The organism is Streptomyces sp. NPDC029139, from assembly GCF_055564335.1.
Genome location: NZ_JBVHWN010000005.1, coordinates 261,959 through 278,415 on the forward strand (window position 1 = coordinate 261,959; position 16,457 = coordinate 278,415).

General features: G+C 72.9%; 14 protein-coding genes and 1 pseudogene. 8 read left to right on the top strand and 7 right to left on the bottom strand.

Translation table 11 applies throughout. The features are described 5' to 3' along the window. Window positions 1–226 precede the first annotated feature (226 nt). Both speB and ACZ4VW_RS15110 read right to left on the bottom strand, forming a co-directional pair. Window positions 227–1,222, bottom strand: a complete 996-nt coding sequence (gene speB / locus ACZ4VW_RS15105; protein WP_467962259.1) for an agmatinase — start codon at window positions 1,220–1,222, stop codon at window positions 227–229. Between the two features lie 84 nt (window positions 1,223–1,306). Further along, a pseudogene (locus ACZ4VW_RS15110) lies at window positions 1,307–1,561 on the bottom strand (sodium:solute symporter); the annotation flags it as partial. Between the two features lie 183 nt (window positions 1,562–1,744). Between ACZ4VW_RS15110 and ACZ4VW_RS15115 the strand changes: the two are divergent. Further along, window positions 1,745–3,235 (top strand): PucR family transcriptional regulator, encoded by a 1,491-nt coding sequence (locus tag ACZ4VW_RS15115; protein ID WP_467962261.1) that lies wholly within the window; start codon window positions 1,745–1,747, stop codon window positions 3,233–3,235. Here the strand turns inward: ACZ4VW_RS15115 and ACZ4VW_RS15120 are convergent. The 3 genes from ACZ4VW_RS15120 to ACZ4VW_RS15130 all read right to left on the bottom strand — a co-directional run bounded on the left by ACZ4VW_RS15120 (window position 3,224) and on the right by ACZ4VW_RS15130 (window position 5,713). Beyond that, the gene (locus tag ACZ4VW_RS15120) at window positions 3,224–4,330 is read right to left on the bottom strand and encodes a CU044_5270 family protein (RefSeq protein ID WP_467962263.1); all 1,107 of its coding nucleotides are present in this window, start codon (window positions 4,328–4,330) and stop codon (window positions 3,224–3,226) included. The two genes, ACZ4VW_RS15115 and ACZ4VW_RS15120, sit on opposite strands and share 12 nt — an antisense overlap. 2 nt (window positions 4,331–4,332) lie before the next feature. Continuing rightward, a complete protein-coding gene (locus tag ACZ4VW_RS15125) occupies window positions 4,333–4,974 on the bottom strand; it encodes an RNA polymerase sigma factor (protein ID WP_467962265.1) in 642 nt (213 codons plus the stop codon). Window positions 4,975–5,104: 130 nt separating this feature from the next. Continuing rightward, window positions 5,105–5,713 (bottom strand): hypothetical protein, encoded by a 609-nt coding sequence (locus ACZ4VW_RS15130; protein ID WP_467962267.1) that lies wholly within the window; start codon window positions 5,711–5,713, stop codon window positions 5,105–5,107. Window positions 5,714–5,879: 166 nt separating this feature from the next. Between ACZ4VW_RS15130 and ACZ4VW_RS15135 the strand changes: the two genes are divergently transcribed. The 3 genes from ACZ4VW_RS15135 (at window position 5,880) to tesB (ending at window position 9,247) form a co-directional block, all read left to right on the top strand. Next, on the top strand, window positions 5,880–7,082 hold the full coding sequence (locus tag ACZ4VW_RS15135) for a helix-turn-helix domain-containing protein (protein WP_467962269.1): 1,203 nt from the start codon (window positions 5,880–5,882) through the stop codon (window positions 7,080–7,082). Window positions 7,083–7,222: 140 nt separating this feature from the next. Continuing rightward, entirely contained in the window at window positions 7,223–8,380 is a 1,158-nt protein-coding gene (locus ACZ4VW_RS15140) for an acyl-CoA dehydrogenase family protein (RefSeq protein WP_467962271.1), read from the top strand. Beyond that, window positions 8,381–9,247 (top strand): acyl-CoA thioesterase II, encoded by an 867-nt coding sequence (gene tesB, locus ACZ4VW_RS15145; RefSeq protein ID WP_467962273.1) that lies wholly within the window; start codon window positions 8,381–8,383, stop codon window positions 9,245–9,247. A 33-nt stretch (window positions 9,248–9,280) separates the two neighbouring features. On the opposite strand, the gene ACZ4VW_RS15150 is transcribed toward tesB, so the two are convergent. Continuing rightward, window positions 9,281–10,054, bottom strand: coding sequence for a phosphatase (locus tag ACZ4VW_RS15150; protein WP_467962275.1), 774 nt, complete (start codon window positions 10,052–10,054; stop codon window positions 9,281–9,283). 21 nt (window positions 10,055–10,075) lie between these two features. Next, complete coding sequence (locus tag ACZ4VW_RS15155; RefSeq protein WP_467962277.1) at window positions 10,076–10,723, bottom strand: SACE_7040 family transcriptional regulator; 648 nt, start codon at window positions 10,721–10,723, stop codon at window positions 10,076–10,078. Between the two features lie 87 nt (window positions 10,724–10,810). Between ACZ4VW_RS15155 and ACZ4VW_RS15160 the strand changes: the two genes are divergently transcribed. The 4 genes from ACZ4VW_RS15160 to ACZ4VW_RS15175 are packed head-to-tail and all read left to right on the top strand — an operon-like array spanning window position 10,811 to window position 16,456. Beyond that, window positions 10,811–12,418 (top strand): carboxyl transferase domain-containing protein, encoded by a 1,608-nt coding sequence (locus ACZ4VW_RS15160; RefSeq protein ID WP_467962279.1) that lies wholly within the window; start codon window positions 10,811–10,813, stop codon window positions 12,416–12,418. Between the two features lie 11 nt (window positions 12,419–12,429). Beyond that, window positions 12,430–14,358: an acetyl/propionyl/methylcrotonyl-CoA carboxylase subunit alpha gene (locus ACZ4VW_RS15165; RefSeq protein ID WP_467962281.1), complete on the top strand. Its 1,929-nt coding sequence runs from the start codon at window positions 12,430–12,432 to the stop codon at window positions 14,356–14,358. Beyond that, complete coding sequence (locus tag ACZ4VW_RS15170; protein WP_467962283.1) at window positions 14,355–15,293, top strand: hydroxymethylglutaryl-CoA lyase; 939 nt, start codon at window positions 14,355–14,357, stop codon at window positions 15,291–15,293. Before ACZ4VW_RS15165 ends, ACZ4VW_RS15170 begins: the two co-directional genes overlap by 4 nt. 2 nt (window positions 15,294–15,295) lie before the next feature. Then, window positions 15,296–16,456, top strand: coding sequence for an acyl-CoA dehydrogenase family protein (locus tag ACZ4VW_RS15175; protein ID WP_467962284.1), 1,161 nt, complete (start codon window positions 15,296–15,298; stop codon window positions 16,454–16,456). Window position 16,457: the final 1 nt, after the last annotated feature.

Genomic DNA, 16,457 nt, shown 5'->3' on the forward strand with positions numbered 1-16,457 from the left:
GCAGCCCGCGTCGGTGCGGGCCCACGGTGGCCGGTCCTGCGGGGCCGGGCCGTCGGCGCGGTCGCCCGCCGACGCGTGGCGTTCGCCGTGCGGCGCGCGCGGCCGCGTCGGCGCGGCCCCCAGGGCCGGCCCGGGCCAGTCCGGCGGAGTCGGGCCGCCGACCGCCCGGCACGGCGGACCGTGCGGTGCGGGGTGGCCAGGCCGGGGCGGGCCCGCATCCGAGGTACTACTTCGCGGTCTGCCCCGCGTCGGCGGCGCGGCTCTCCGCGATCTGGCGGGACATGATCGTCGTCAGCTCGTACGCCGTGTGGGAGGCGGCGACGGCGGTGATCTCCGCGTGGTCGTAGGCCGGGGCGACCTCGACGACGTCGGCCGAGACCAGGTTGCAGGAGGACAGGCCGCGCAGGATCTCCAGGAGTTCGCGGGAGGTCATGCCGCCCGCCTCCGGGGTGCCGGTGCCGGGCGCGTGGGCCGGGTCGAGGCAGTCGATGTCGATGGAGATGTACAGCGGGCGGTTGCCGATGCGCTGGCGCAGCTGGTCGGCGACCTCGTCGGCGCCGCGGCGGTAGATGTCCGCCGAGGTGACGATGCCGAAGCCCATCTTCTCGTCGTCGGTGAGGTCCTGCTTGCCGTAGAGCGGGCCGCGGGTGCCGACGTGGGAGAGCGCCTCGGTGTCGAGGATGCCCTCCTCGACGGCGCGGCGGAACGGGGTGCCGTGCGTGTACTCGGCGCCGAAGTACGTGTCCCAGGTGTCGAGGTGCGCGTCGAAGTGGAGCAGGGCGACCGGGCCGTGCTTCTTGGCGACGGAGCGCAGCAGGGGCAGCGCGATGGTGTGGTCACCGCCGAGGGTCATCATCCGCGCGCCGGTGCCGAGCAGCTCGTCGGCCGCGGCCTCGACGGTCTCGACGGCCTCGTTGATGTTGAACGGGTTGGCGGCGATGTCACCGGCGTCGGCGACCTGCGCGAGGGCGAACGGCGAGGCGTCCTGCGCCGGGTTGTACGGGCGGAGCAGACGGGACGCCTCGCGGATCGCGTTGCCGCCGAAGCGCGCGCCGGGGCGGTAGGAGACGCCGCTGTCGAAGGGGACGCCGACCACGGCGACGTCGGCGGTGCCGACCTCGTCGAGTCGCGGCAGCCGGGCGAACGTCGCGGGGCCGGCGTACCGCGGGATGCGGGACGAGTCGATCGGGCCGCGGAACGCGTTCTGGTCGCTGCTGCTCATGGTCGGGTCCTCCTGGGGGTGTGTCGGTGGGGTCCGGTCGGGGGCCTCGGGTCTCGGGGCCCCCGACCGGGAGTCTGCGGTGCGTCAGCCGGTCGGGGCGGCCGGCACGGGCTCCGGCGTCCCGTCGGCCTCGCCGCCTGTGGCGCGGGCGGCTTCCGGGTCCCGGCCCGCCGGCCGGGCCCGCCGGTTCGCGAGCACGGCGGCGTTCGTCGGACGGGGCGCCGCGGAAACGATCACATAGGCGACGAGTGAGGCCAACAAACCATAGTAAAGGGGCTCATTTGCCAAGATTCCGTAAGCCCACATCAGGCCGATGACGGACAGACCGCCGGCAACGACCACTGTGCGGTCGACGGCCATGGGCCTCCCTCGTTCACTTCGGTGGCGTGTCGTGCGGGTGGAGTCACTCCAGTGACCGATCGCGGGGACATCCGCCCGTACCCGCGGCCGCTGGATGGGTCGACAGTAGGTGGCCGGGGAGCGGCGCTGAAGTGTACGTTTCCTCCACTGCCCGCACTCTGGATGTACGAAGGGTCCATGCCCATGCTCGCGCAGGAGCCCACCCCCACGCCCCCGGCACCGCCGGTCCCGCTGGCCGCCCTGCTCGGCCGCCGCGATCTGGGGCTGCGGCTGCTGGCCGGACCGGACGACGCCTTCGTGCACTGGGTGCACACCTCCGAGATGGCCGACCCCTTTCCGTATCTGCTCGGGGGCGAGCTGCTGATGACGGCGGGCGTGCAGCTCTCCGACCCGGCGCACTACGTCGAGCGGGTGGTGGAAGCGGGGGCGGCGGCGCTCGGTTTCGGGGTGACGCCGGTGTACGACACGGTTCCGGCGGAGCTCGTCGCGGCCTGCGAGCGTCAGGGGCTGCCGCTCATCGAGGTGCCCCCGCACACCCCCTTCACGGCGGTGGCTCGGGCGGTGTGGCGGCTGATGGCGGAGGCCCGGCACCGCGAGCTGCGCCGGGTGACGGAGGCGCAGCAGTCGCTGGCCACGGCGGCCGCCCGGCCCGCCCCGGTCCCGGCGGTGCTCGGCGCGCTGGCGTCCCGGCTCGGCGGGCGCGCGGTGCTCTACGCGGCGGACGGCACGGAGTACGCGGCGGCGGGCCGGACGATCGGGGCGGAGGCGGAGACGGCGCTGCGGGAACTGGCGGGGGTGGTGGGCGCACGCCCCGGCGGCCCGGCGTCCGCGAGCGGGGACGGCGGGGGAATGCGGCTGGCGGCCTTCGCGCTGGGCGGCGGCGACGGGCTCGCACTGGGCACGGCGGCCGAGCGGCGGGAGGCCGGGGACCACACCATCGCCGGGGTGGCGGTCGTCCTGCTCTCCCTGCTGACCGCACCGCACCACGGCGCGGACGTCTCGGCGCGGGACGCAGCCCTGGTCCGGCTGCTGCTCGGCACACCCCCGGCCGAGGCGGCCCCCGCCCTGGGCCCGGGCCCGTGGACGGTGGTCCACGCCCACGGCGGTGACGGCACCCCCCTCGCCGCGGCCACGCTGGCGTCCGCCCTCGGCACCCCGCTGGTCGACGCGCCGGCCGAGGGAGCGGTACGGCTCCTGCTGCCCGCCGGGCGGGAGGTCGAGCCGCAGCCGGGCTGGGTCCTCGGGGCCAGCGCCCCCGTCGAGGCCCGCGACCTCGCCGCCGCCGACACGCAGGCCGCGCGGGCGCTACGGCGGGCGGAGGCGACCCGGGCGCCGGTGGCCCGCCACCAGCCGGCCGGTTTCGCCGGGCTGATGGACCCCGGGGAGGCGGCGGCGTACGCCCGGGCCGTTCTGGCGCCCCTCGCCGAGCCGCTGCCCGAGACCCTGCGCGCCTGGCTCTCCCTGCACGGCAGCTGGGACCGCACGGCCGTCGCCCTGGACATCCACCGCAACACCGTCCGCCAGCGCATCGCCCGCTGCGCCGCGCTCCTCGACAGGGACCTGGACGACGCGGACGTACGGATGGAGCTGTGGTTCGCCCTCGGTCACGCGGCCCCCGCCGAGGCGGCCTCCCCGGGCCTCTCACACACCTGAGGAGGGGGTGGTCTCCTTCAGCTCGTCGACGGCCCGGCGGTGGGTGACGGCCTCGGTGAAGAGGATGGTGCCGGGCTTGATGAGGCCGGAGTCACCGCCGTCGGGCCGGACCTGGATGGTGCGCTCGCCGAGGTAGGTGTAGGTCGTGGCGTCGAAGATCCATTCGGTGCGGACCCCGGACGTCTCGTCGAGGCGGGCGACGGCGACACCGTGCCGGCCGATGGCGTCGACGGCGTCATCGACCTGGACGACGCCGGGGATCTTGGCGGCCGCCTTGTACAGGGCGGTGTTCAGCGCGGCGGGCGGCAGAGACTCGTTCAGCAGGTCACCGACGGTGGTGAACGCCTGCTGGTCGGGGCTGTTGCCCTTGCCCGCGGTCTCCTTGTAGATCTTCGCCAGAAGGACGTCGGGGTCGGTGGGCAGGCTCGCGAGGTAGTCGTACGTGGGCGCGTTGAGGTTGGCCGGTTCGCTCCCGCCCTTCTCGTTGGTCCGGTCGAGCTTCTCGCCGCCGGGCGGCGAGACGGCCGGGTCGATCAGCCAGCCCTTCGTACCGTCGGTGGACATCCACACCTGGCGGCGGTGGATCTTGTCGCTGGCGAGGGTGGTCCTGTCGCCGACCGTCTTCTCGTAGGTGGTGGCCACCTGGCTCTCGACGTACACGTACTGGCCCGCGCCGACCTTGACCTGGGGGGCCTTGGCCGAGGCGTGGGAGATCCGCTCCAGGAGCTGCGGGACCCCCGCGCTGGTGCCCGCGCCGACCGGAGCGGTGAGCACGGGGCCCGCCACCGCTGACTCGTCCGCGTCGCTTCCGACAACGGTGAGGAGGCCCGCGGCCACGAGGGCCAGCGAGCACGCGGCGACGGGCAGGACGATGCGAAGACGCGGGAGTTTGCGGCGAACCGGCGGCGCGGACGGGGAGGCGGGCGCGGCGGTGGCCGCGGCGTGGACGTCCTGCTGGATGAAGGTCATGAGCTCTTCCCTGTGAAAGGCATGACGGCCCGCGGGAAGGTCGGCTTCCTCGAGGGAGAGCAGGTGCTCGCTCTCGTGCCATTCATCAGGCGTGAGGCGGGAGTGACTCGAACGGGACTGACGCATGTTCACCGGGTTCCTTCCTGTGCGGGCCGGGCCGCGATCGTGCGGTCCCCTCTTGTCTGCCGATTGGCCGGCCTGGGTTCCCGGAATGCGTCGAGAAGTTGTGTCTCGGCGAGTTTCCGCAGCTTCTTGCGCGCTCGGAAGAGCCGGGAGCGCACCGTGCCCACCGGGATGCCGAGGACCTGCGCGGCCGCCGCGTAGTCCAGGCCCTGCCAGAGGCACAGGCTCAGGACCTCTCGTTCGGTGCGCCGCAGTCCCGCCAGGGCGCGCACGGTGGCGGCGAGGCGGCGGCGGTCGTCCAGCCGGCCGGCGACCTCGTCGGCGTGATCGGCCACCGCCGCCTCACCCTTCGTGCCCGTCGCGTGGGCGGCCGCGGCGGCGGCGGCCGCCTTGTAGCGCCGGTTGCCACGCGCTTGGGCGCGCGTGAGGTTGGTGGCGATGCCCAGAAGCCACGGGCGTACGCTGCCGCCTTCCGCGTCGAGACGTTCGCGGCCGCGCCACGCCTCCATGAAGGTCGCCGAGACGACGTCCTCGGCGGCCGACCAGTCGGCGGTCAGCCGGTAGGCGTGGTTGTAGACGGTCTTCGCGTATTGGTCGAAGAGTTCCGCGAAGGCCCGCGGATCCCCCGCTCGAATGCGCGCGCGCATGGTTGTTGTCACCTCAGTCAGCTGTCGTTCCAGACAGCGGGGTTCCCGAGACGTACGTCACACCGCGCGCGCCGCCCGTCCACTGGGGACGGGCGGCCTGACCGACCCTGCGGGTCGGCTCCGGGGCTCGCTACGACCAGAGCTTGTTCACGGCGGTCTTCGTCGTCGTGCGGAAGGCGGTCAGCGGGGCGTCCTCGAAGTCGCCCATCTGTCCCCAGCGGACGAAGGTGACGGTACGGCCGTCGCGGCCGACGGAGAAGAGGTGGATGTCGGTGATGCCGATCTGCGGGTCGGCGGTGTCCAGGCTGTAGACCCAGGCGCCCTCCTCGACGGCCAGCTTGCCGTGGTAGGCGCTGACGGCGTTCAGGCCCGGGTTCTGCTGCTCCAGCAGGGGGCCGCAGCCGGCGAGGGCCTTGCGGAGGGTGTCGACCAGCTTCACGGCGTCGGCCTCGGTGCGGGCGACGGTGGTGATCTGGACGCCGTTGGTGTCGAGCTCGGTGCTGAACTCGCGGTAGCGGGTGTTCTGCGCCGGGATCTTGTACGGGGCGCAGAGGGCGCCGCCGTTCTCCGGGATGCCGGCGAAGACCTGGGTGGCGGTCCACGGCGTCGACGACGGCGGCATCTGGGAGGCGGCGAGGAAGGCGGGCTGGGCAGCGGCCTGCGCCGGGGCCGTGGCGAGGGCCGCGAGGCCCAGGGCGGCAGCGGCGGCGGTGGCGAGTGCGGTACGGAGCTTGTTCATGCTGGTGGATCCCCCGTCGGGTCGTTCGGTCAGTAGTGCTCCACCAGCGTCGGGCCGGCGCCCGCCGCCTGCAACGGTGACGCGCCCACCATCCGTCCCGGAACCATTCCACCCCCGCTGACGTGCAAGGACGTGAAGGGTGGGACGCAGGGTCGAGGGGGATGGAATGCCGAAGGACGCCGCCGTCGAGGAGTTCGCGCGGTTCGTGCGCGCGCTGAAGGCGCGGGACGGGCGCAGTTACGAGGCGCTGGGCCGGCGCCTGAGCGTCAGCGCGTCCACCCTTCACCGCTACTGCTCGGGCGCGACCGTCCCGGAGGAGTTCACCGTGATCGACCGCCTCGCCCTGCTGTGCGGGGCGGACGAGGAGGAGCGGCGCGCCCTGGAGGTGGCCTGGAGCCGGGCGGACCGCACCCGTCGCCCTCCGGTGCCGGGGCCCGACGCGGAGCCCGTGCCCGACGCGGAACCGAAGCCGGAGCCCGAGCCGGCCCTGGCGCCCGAGCCGGCCCTGGCGCCCGAGCCGGCGCCGGCCCCGGAACCTGCGTCCGAGCCCGAGCCCGAGTTGGAACCCGAGTTGGAACCCGTGCACGCGCGCGTGCCGGGCCTCCCGTCCGAGCGGCCAAGGCGCCGGTGGGGGTGGCTGGGTTTGGTCGGCGGAACGCTGGCGGTCGTGGGGACGGTGACGCTCGGAGCCGTACTCCTGCCCGGGAAGACCCAGGGGCGGGCCGCCGAACCACCGGCGCCGCTGACGTGGACGGTCGCCTCGCACCTCTGGAAGAACGGGTGCGGGCACACCTACCTCGTGGAGCGGACGGCCCCTCCCCCGCCGGTGTCGGCCGACGCGCGGAGCTGGGCGGCGGCGCAGGGGGCCGTGGACGGCGGGGAGACGCTGGTGCGGGTGTCGGTGCAGGGGAAGGGCGCGGCGGCGGTGGTGCTCCAGGCGCTGCACGTGCGGGTGGTGGAGCGGGGCGCGCCGCTGCCGTGGACCGGGTACCGGATGGGCGGCGGGTGCGGCGGGGCGGTGACGCCGCGCCGTTTCGAGGTGGACCTGGACCGGCCGCGGCCGTTGGCGCGGGCGCTGGACGGGTACGACGCCTCCGGGCAGGAGGGCCGGACGCTCCCGGCGGTCTCCTTCCCGTACGCGGTCAGCGCCGCCGAGCCGGAGGAGCTGCTGGTCTCGGCGGGGGCGGTGGGGTGCGACTGCCGCTGGTACCTGGAGCTGGAGTGGAGCTCGGAGGGGCGCCGGGGCACGGTCCGGATCGGCGACGAGGACGGCGCGCCCTTCCGGACGAGCGGTCTGCGGGGCCGCCCGGTGTGGGAGTACGACTCCGTCGGCCTCCGCTGGGTCCCCGGTGAGGTGCCCGGGGGGTGAGCGGACGTGATCTGGGCAACCCTGGGCGCCCCAGATCTGGACAGCGGCGCGAACCCACCGGTAACTTGACTGAGCAAGCGCTTAGGCACATCGCGTCAGGCATCCAGGCCCAGCACCCAGGACTCCGAAGGAGGCGGCTCGTGCGCCGTACCGTATTCAACGAGGACCACGAGGCGTTCCGGGAGACCATCCGCGCCTTCATCGAGGCCGAGGTCGTCCCCGTCTACGACGAGTGGTTCGCTGCGGGCCAGGCGCCGCGCGACTTCTACCACAAGCTCGGCGAGCTGGGCGTCTTCGGCATCAACGTGCCCGAGGAGTTCGGCGGCGCGGGCCTGGACACGCACAAGTTCGAGGCCGTCCTCTACGAGGAGACCTCCCGCGCGGGCGTGACCTTCGGCGGTTCCGGCGTGCACGTGCTGCTCGCCCTGCCGTACCTCAAGATGCTCGCCTCCGACGAGCAGAAGAAGCGTTACCTCCCGAAGTTCGTCTCCGGCGAGGAGATGTGGGCCCTGGCGATGACCGAGCCGGGCACCGGCTCCGACGTCGCGGGCATGAAGACCACCGCCAAGCTCTCCGAGGACGGCACGCACTACGTCCTCAACGGCGCCAAGACCTTCATCACCGGTGGCGTCCACGCCGACCGCGTGATCGTCTGCGCCCGTACGTCCGCCCCGACGGCCGAGGACCGCCGCTTCGGCATCTCCCTCTTCGCCGTGGACACCAAGTCCGAGGGCTACTCCATCGGCCGCAAGCTCGACAAGCTCGGCCTGCGCACCTCCGACACCGCCGAGCTGGCGTTCGTCGACGTGAAGGTGCCCGTCGAGGACCTCCTCGGCGAGGAGGGCAAGGGCTTCGGCTACCTGGGCCACAACCTCGCCTCCGAGCGCTGGGGCATCGCCTTCGGCGCCTACGCGCAGGCCAAGGCCGCCGTCCGCTTCGCCAAGCAGTACGTGCAGGAGCGCACGGTCTTCGGCAAGCCGGTCGCGCACTTCCAGAACACCAAGTTCGAGCTGGCCGCCTGCCAGGCCGAGGTGGACGCGGCCGAGGCCGTCGCCGACCGCGCCCTGGAGGCCCTGGACGCCGGCGAGCTGACGCCGGCCGAGGCCGCCAGCGCCAAGCTGTTCACCACCGAGGTCGCGCACCGCGTCATCGACCGCTGCCTCCAGCTGCACGGCGGCTACGGCTACATGAACGAGTACCCGATCGCCCGCCTCTACGCGGACAACCGCGTCAACCGCATCTACGGCGGCACCAGCGAGATCATGAAGACGATCATCGCGAAGTCGATGGGCCTGTAAGTGCCCGAAGCGCTCGACGATCTGCTCGATCTGCTCGACCTGGAGCAGATCGAGCAGAACTTCTTCCGGGGGCAGTCCCGTTCGGCCCTCGTCCCCCGCGTCTTCGGCGGCCAGGTGGCCGCCCAGGCGCTGGTGGCGGCGGGCCGGACGGTCCCCGGCGACCGGCTCGCGCACTCCCTGCACGCGTACTTCCTGCGCGCGGGAGACCCGGGCGCGCCGATCGTGTACCAGGTCGACCGGATCCGGGACGGCCGCTCCTTCACCACCCGGCGGGTCGTCGCCGTCCAGCACGGGCAGCCGATCTTCCACCTCTCCGCGTCCTTCCAGACGTACGAGGAGGGCCTGGAGCACCAGTACGACATGCCGGCCGCGCCGGACCCGGAGTCCCTGCCGACGGCGGCCGAGATGCTGCCCCGGCACCTCCCTGCGGAGGTGGCCGCGCGGCTGGTCGACGCTCGGGCGGCGGTGGACCTGCGGTACGCCGACGTACCGCCGTGGGGCTCCGTCGGGGAGCCGCGTGAGCCGCGCTCGCAGGTCTGGTTCCGTACGAACGGCAAGCTGGCCGACGATCCCCTGCTGCACGTCTGCCTGGCGACGTACGTCTCCGACATGACGCTGCTCGACTCGGTGCTCCTCGCCCACGGGCGGGGCGGCTGGGCGGTGGGCGACGTCGTCGGGGCGTCGCTGGACCACGCGATGTGGTTCCACCGGCCGTTCCGCGCGGACGAGTGGCTGCTGTACGACCAGGAGTCCCCGTCCGCCTCGGGCGGGCGGGGCCTGGGCCAGGCCCGGATCTACACGCAGGACGGGAAGCTGGCGATCTCCGTCATTCAGGAGGGTGTCGTCCGCGTCCCGCGGCGACCCTGAGACGGATCGCCCGCGTCGGCCGGGCGGCCTGCGTCAGAGCAGGCCGGACGCGTCGAGCAGGTAGTCGGTGAGCGGCTCGTAGTACCGCGGGTCCAGGACGTGGTCGTCCAGGGGGATCGTCACCTGCATCGTGCCCTCGGCCTCGCCGATGAAGAGCGCGGGGTCGTTGCAGTCGGCGTAGCCGACGGAGTCGACGCCCCGCTGGCCCGCGCGGCCCGCCCAGCCGTGGTCGGCGACGACGAGGTCCGGCCGGCCGGCCTCGCCGAGGGCGTCCAGGATCGCGTTCATCGGTTCCGGCGAATGGGTGTGCCAGAGGGTCGCGCCCCGCTCGAAGACGGCGACGTCGGCGAACTGCACGACGTACCCCTCGTCCGCGATCAGCCCGCCCGGGATCCGCACGATGTCGCAGCCCTTGGCCCGCAGGGCGGCGGCGACCCGGCTGTGGGCGTCGATCAGCGCGCCGGGGTGCCCGGTCGCGAACAGCACCCGCTCCTTGCCGGCGGCGGCCTTGCGCAGCCGCGCGGCCGCCCGGTCGAGGGCGTCGACGGTCAGCTCGGGGTCGATGGTGTCCTGCCCGGTGCGGTGGGCCGGATCGTCGTTCACCCCGCACCGCTCGGCCATGACGGCGAGCACGTCCTGCTCGTCGGTCCACCGGTCGCCCAGCTCCAGCCCGAGCCAGTAGTGCCGGTCGCCGTTGGCGAGCTTGCGGTAGTGGGAGAGGTTGTTGTCGCGCGGGGTGGCGACGTCACCTGCGATCCGGGTCCGTACAAGGTGCTCGACGAGGGCGGGGCGACTGAGTATCGGCATGGTGCTCATTCTGGAGGACCGCTACCGGTTGTGGGCAATCGTTCCGCCCTGCGGAACCGCCGCGCCCCCGGCCGGGGCGCTCTTTTCGGCCGCCAGGGCCCCGAAAGCCCCGTGAGCCAGGCGTCTGAGCAGCTCCTCCATGGCCGACCGGCCCAGCGCCGCCAGGTGCGGCGTCGAGTTCAGCAGCCCGAACACCGCGTGGACGGCCGCCCGCGCCTCGCTCTCGGAGGCCGCCGGGTACAGCTCCCGCACCACCGCCACCCACAGCTCCACGTACTGCCGCTGCAGCTGCCGGACCCGCTTGCGGTCCTCGTCCTTCAGCCGGTCCAGCTCGCGGTCGTGCAGGGTGATCAGCGGCCGGTCGTCGAGCGCGAAGTCGATGTGGCTGTCGATCAGCGACCCCAGCAGCGCCCGCGGGTCGTCCTCCCCCTCGCCGACCCGCAGCCGCCCGCCGTCCAGGAGCCGTTCGCTGATCCCGACGAGCAGCTCCGCCAGCATCGCGTCCTTGCCCGCGAAGTGCCGGTAGAGCCCGGGACCGCTGATGCCGACGGCCGCTCCTATCTCGTCGACGCCGACGCCGTGGAACCCGCGCTCGGCGAAGAGGCGAGCGGCCTCTTTGAGGATCTGCTCGCGTCGCGTGGGGGCGTCGGTCCTGGCGGTGGTGGTCATGGAAACGATTCTAGACAATGCGGTTAGCGGTCGTTAACCTGACCGACATACGTTAACGCTCATTAACCGAGCAAGGGAGCTCGAGGGATGCAGCAGGCACCTGTGCTGACGAGCGCGGCGGATCCCGCGTCGGCGGCCTGGCAGGCCAACGAGGCGGCCCACGAAGAGCTGGCGGCGACCCTGCGCGCCAAGCTCGCGGCGGCCGCCCTCGGCGGTGGCGAGAAGGCCCGCGCCCGGCACACCGCGCGCGGCAAACTCCTGCCGCGCGACCGCGTGGACACGCTTCTGGACCCGGGCTCGCCCTTTCTGGAGCTCGCCCCGCTCGCCGCGAACGGGATGTACGGCGACCAGGCCCCGGCCGCCGGTGTCATCGCCGGCATCGGCCGGGTCTCGGGCCGCGAGTGCGTGATCGTCGCCAACGACGCGACCGTCAAGGGCGGCACGTACTACCCGATGACGGTGAAGAAGCACCTGCGGGCCCAGGAGGTGGCGCTGGAGAATCGTCTCCCCTGCCTCTACCTCGTGGACTCCGGCGGCGCCTTCCTGCCCCTGCAGGACGAGGTGTTCCCGGACCGCGAGCACTTCGGCCGGATCTTCTACAACCAGGCCCGGATGTCCGGCGCCGGCATCCCGCAGATCGCGGCGGTCCTCGGCTCCTGCACGGCCGGCGGCGCGTACGTCCCCGCGATGAGCGACGAGGCCGTGATCGTACGGAACCAGGGCACGATCTTCCTCGGCGGGCCGCCGCTGGTGAAGGCCGCGACCGGCGAGGTCGTCACGGCCGAGGAGCTGGGCGGCGGCGAGGTCCACTCCCGCACGTCCGGCGTCACGGACCACCTCGCCGAGGACGACGCGCACGCGCTCCGTATCGTCCGCAACATCGTCGCCACGCTCCCCGAGCGCGGCCCGCTCCCCTGGTCGGTCGAGCCGGTCGAGGAGCCGAAGGTGGACCCGGCCGGCCTCTACGGCGCGGTGCCGGTGGACTCCCGCACCCCGTACGACGCCCGGGAGGTCATCGCGCGGATCGTGGACGCCTCCCGCTTCCAGGAGTTCAAGGCGGAGTACGGGCAGACGCTGGTCACCGGCTTCGCCCGGATCCACGGACACCCGGTCGGGATCGTCGCCAACAACGGCATCCTGTTCTCCGAGTCCGCCCAGAAGGGCGCCCACTTCATCGAGCTGTGCGACCAGCGCGGCATCCCGCTGCTCTTCCTGCAGAACATCTCCGGCTTCATGGTCGGCAGGGACTACGAGGCGGGCGGCATCGCCAAGCACGGCGCCAAGATGGTCACGGCGGTGGCGACCACGCGCGTGCCGAAGCTGACCGTGGTGGTCGGCGGCTCGTACGGCGCGGGCAACTACTCGATGTGCGGCCGGGCGTACTCCCCCCGCTTCCTGTGGATGTGGCCCAACGCCAAGATCTCCGTCATGGGCGGCGAGCAGGCCGCGTCCGTCCTCGCGACGGTCAAGCGGGACCAGCTCGGCGACGAGTGGAGCGCGGAGGAGGAAGAGGACTTCAAGGCCCCGATCCGCGCGCAGTACGAGAACCAGGGCAACGCCTACTACGCGACGGCGCGGCTCTGGGACGACGGGGTCATCGACCCGATGGAGACCCGCCAGGTGGTGGGCCTCGCCCTGACGGCCTGCGCCAACGCGCCCCTGGGTGATCCCCAGTTCGGCGTCTTCCGGATGTGAGGGACCAAACGATGCGGCAGATGTTCGACACAGTCCTTGTGGCCAACCGGGGCGAGATCGCGGTCCGGGTCATCCGCACCCTGCGCGCGCTCGGCATCCGCTCGGTCGCGGTGTACAGCGACGCGGACGCCGAGGCCCGTCACGTACGGGAGGCGGACACGGCGGTACGGATCGGGCCGCCGCCGGCCTCCGCGTCGTATCTGTCGGTGGACGCGCTCCTCGACGCGGCGCGGCGGACCGGGGCCCAGGCGGTCCACCCGGGTTACGGCTTCCTCGCGGAGAACGCGGGCTTCGCCCGGGCGTGCGCCGAGGCGGGCCTGGTCTTCATCGGCCCGCCGGCTTCCGCGATCTCGCTGATGGGCGACAAGATCCGGGCGAAGGAGACGGTACGGGCGGCGGGCGTGCCGGTCGTGCCGGGCGCCGCCGACCCCGAACTGGAGGCGGCCGCCCGTGAACTGGGCGCACCGGTCCTGCTGAAGCCCTCGGCGGGCGGCGGCGGCAAGGGCATGCGCCTGGTGCGCGACCTGTCGACGCTGACCGACGAGATCGCGGCGGCGCGGCGCGAGGCGCGGTCGTCGTTCGGCGACGACACGCTGCTGGTGGAGCGGTGGATCGACCGCCCGCGCCACATCGAGATCCAGGTGCTGGCGGACGCCCACGGCAACGTCGTGCACCTCGGTGAGCGCGAGTGCTCGCTGCAGCGGCGCCACCAGAAGATCATCGAGGAGGCGCCCAGCGTCCTGCTGACCCCCGAGATCCGCGCGGAGATGGGCGCGGCGGCGGTGGAGGCGGCGCGGTCCTGCGGTTATGTCGGCGCGGGCACGGTGGAGTTCATCGTGCCGGGCGTGGACCCCTCCTCGTACTACTTCATGGAGATGAACACCCGGCTCCAGGTGGAGCACCCGGTGACCGAGCTGATCACCGGCATCGACCTGGTGGAGTGGCAGCTGCGGGTGGCGGCGGGCGAGGAGCTGTCGTTCGCCCAGGCGGACGTCCGTCTCGACGGCTGGGCGATCGAGGCCCGGATCTGCGCGGAGGACCCTTCCCGCGGCTTCCTCCCGTCGGGCGGCACGGTCCTGTCCCTGAACGAGCCGCAGGGCGACGGGGTGCGCACGGACTCGGGCCTGTCGCGGGGCACGGAGGTCTCCAGCCTCTACGACCCGATGCTCTCCAAGGTGATCGTCCACGCGAACGACCGGTCCACGGCGCTGCGCAAGCTGCGCGCGGCCCTCGCGGACACCGTCACCCTGGGCGTCCCGACGAACGCCGGCTTCCTGCGCCGCCTGCTCGCCCACCCGGACGTCGTCTCGGGCGACCTGGACACGGGCCTGGTGGAGCGCGACGCGGAGGGCATGGTCCCGGACGGCGTCCCGGAGGAGGTGTACGCGGCCGCGGCGGCCGTACGGTTCGCGGGGCTCGCCCCGACGCCCCGGGACGGCTGGACGGACCCGTTCTCGGTGCCGAGCAATTGGCGCCTGGGCGGCCGGCCGGCGCCGCTGCCCTTCCCCCTGCGAGTGGCGGGACTCGAACCCGTCATGGTCGAGGCGCCGAAGGGCGCCCGGGTCACGGACACCTCCGTCACGGTCACGCTGGACGGCGTCGTCCACCACTTCCACCGCAGCGGCAACTGGCTCGGGCGCGACGGCGACTCCTGGCACGTGCAGGACCACGATCCGGTCCAGGCGTCCCTCAGCGGCGCGGCCCTCGGCGGGGCCGATGCGCTCGCCGCGCCCATGCCCGGGACGGTCACCGTCGTGAAGGTGGCGCTCGGGGACGAGGTCGAGGCCGGGCAGAGTCTGCTCGTCGTCGAGGCGATGAAGATGGAGCACGTCATCTCCGCCCCGCACGCCGGCACCGTCACCGAGCTGGACGCCGTCCCCGGCGCCACCGTCGCCATGGACCAGATCCTCGCCGTGGTGACCCCGAGGGAGGAATCATGACCACGGGCCTGCCCATGACCGTGCCCGCCCCCGGCCTCCCCGCCCGGGTGAGGATCCACGAGGTCGGACCGCGCGACGGGCTGCAGAACGAGAAGACCGTCGTACCGACCGCCGTCAAGGCCGAGTTCGTCCGCCGGCTCGCCGACGCGGGGCTCTCCACGGTCGAGGCCACCAGCTTCGTCCACCCGAAGTGGGTGCCCCAGCTCGCCGACGCGGAGGAGCTGTTCCCCCTCCTCAGGGGGACGCCGGCCCGCCTGCCGGTGCTCGTTCCCAACGAGCGCGGGTTCGACCGGGCCCTGGCTCTCGGGGCCCGCGAGATCGCCGTCTTCGCCTCCGCCACCGAGTCCTTCGCCAAGGCCAACCTCAACCGGACCGTCGACGAGGCCCTCGCCATGTTCGAGCCGGTCGTCACCCGTGCCATAGAGCAGGGCCTCACCATCCGCGGATACCTCTCGATGTGCTTCGGCGACCCGTGGGAGGGCGCCGTCCCCGTCGAGCAGGTCGTCCGGGTCACCAAGGCCCTCGCCGACATGGGCTGTGACGAGCTGAGCCTCGGCGACACCATCGGTGTCGCCACCCCGGGCCACGTCCGGGCCCTGCTCCAGGGCCTCGACGAGGCCGGTGTGCCCGTCTCCCGTATCGCCGTGCACTTCCACGACACCTACGGGCAGGCGCTCTCCAACACCCTCGCCGCGCTGCAGCACGGCGTGACCACCGTCGACGCCTCCGCCGGCGGCCTCGGCGGCTGCCCGTACGCGAAGAGCGCGACGGGCAACCTCGCCACCGAGGACCTCGTGTGGATGCTCGACGGCCTCGGCATCGAGACCGGGGTCGACCTGGCCGCCCTCACCGCCACCAGCGTGTGGATGGCCGGACAACTGGGCCGACCGAGCCCTTCCCGTACCGTTCGCGCCCTCTCCCACAAGGAGTCCTGATCATGTCGCTCGACCACCGTCTCTCGTCGGAACACGAGGAACTGCGCCGTACCGTCGAGGAGTTCGCCCACGACGTCGTCGCGCCGAAGATCGGCGACTACTACGAGCGCCATGAGTTCCCGTACGAGATCGTCCGCGAGATGGGCCGCATGGGTCTGTTCGGGCTCCCCTTCCCGGAGGAGTACGGCGGGATGGGCGGCGACTACCTCGCGCTGGGCATCGCCCTGGAGGAACTGGCCCGCGTCGACTCCTCGGTGGCCATCACCCTGGAGGCGGGTGTCTCCCTCGGCGCGATGCCGGTCTACCGCTTCGGCACCGAGGAGCAGAAGCAGGAGTGGCTGCCCCGGATGTGCTCGGGCGAGATCCTGGGTGCCTTCGGGCTGACCGAGCCGGGCGCCGGCTCGGACGCCGGCGGCACCCGGACGACGGCCGTGCGGGACGGCGACGACTGGGTCATCAACGGCTCGAAGTGCTTCATCACCAACTCGGGTACGGACATCACCGGTCTGGTCACGGTCACCGCCGTCACCGGCCGCAAGCCCGACGGCCGGCCGCTGATCTCCTCGATCATCGTGCCCTCCGGCACCCCGGGCTTCACCGTGGCCGCCCCCTACTCCAAGGTCGGCTGGAACGCCTCGGACACCCGCGAGCTGTCCTTCGACGACGTCCGCGTGCCGGTCGGGAACCTGCTCGGTGAAGAGGGCCGCGGTTACGCCCAGTTCCTCCGGATCCTGGACGAGGGCCGGATCGCGATCTCGGCGCTCGCGACCGGGCTCGCGCAGGGCTGTGTCGACGAGTCGGTGAAGTACGCGAAGGAACGGCACGCCTTCGGCCGGCCGATCGGTGACAACCAGGCGATCCAGTTCAAGATCGCGGACATGGAGATGCGGGCGCACATGGCCCGGATCGGCTGGCGTGACGCGGCCTCCCGGTTGGTGCTGGGCGAGCCCTTCAAGAAGGAGGCGGCGCTGGCGAAGCTGTACTCCTCCACCGTGGCCGTGGACAACGCCCGCGAGGCGACCCAGATCCACGGCGGCTACGGCTTCATGAACGAGTATCCGGTGGCCCGCATGTGGCGCGACTCCAAGATCCTGGAGATCGGCGAGGGCACGAGCGAGGTCCAGCGCATGCTGATCGCACGGGAGTTGGGCCTCTCCGCCTGAC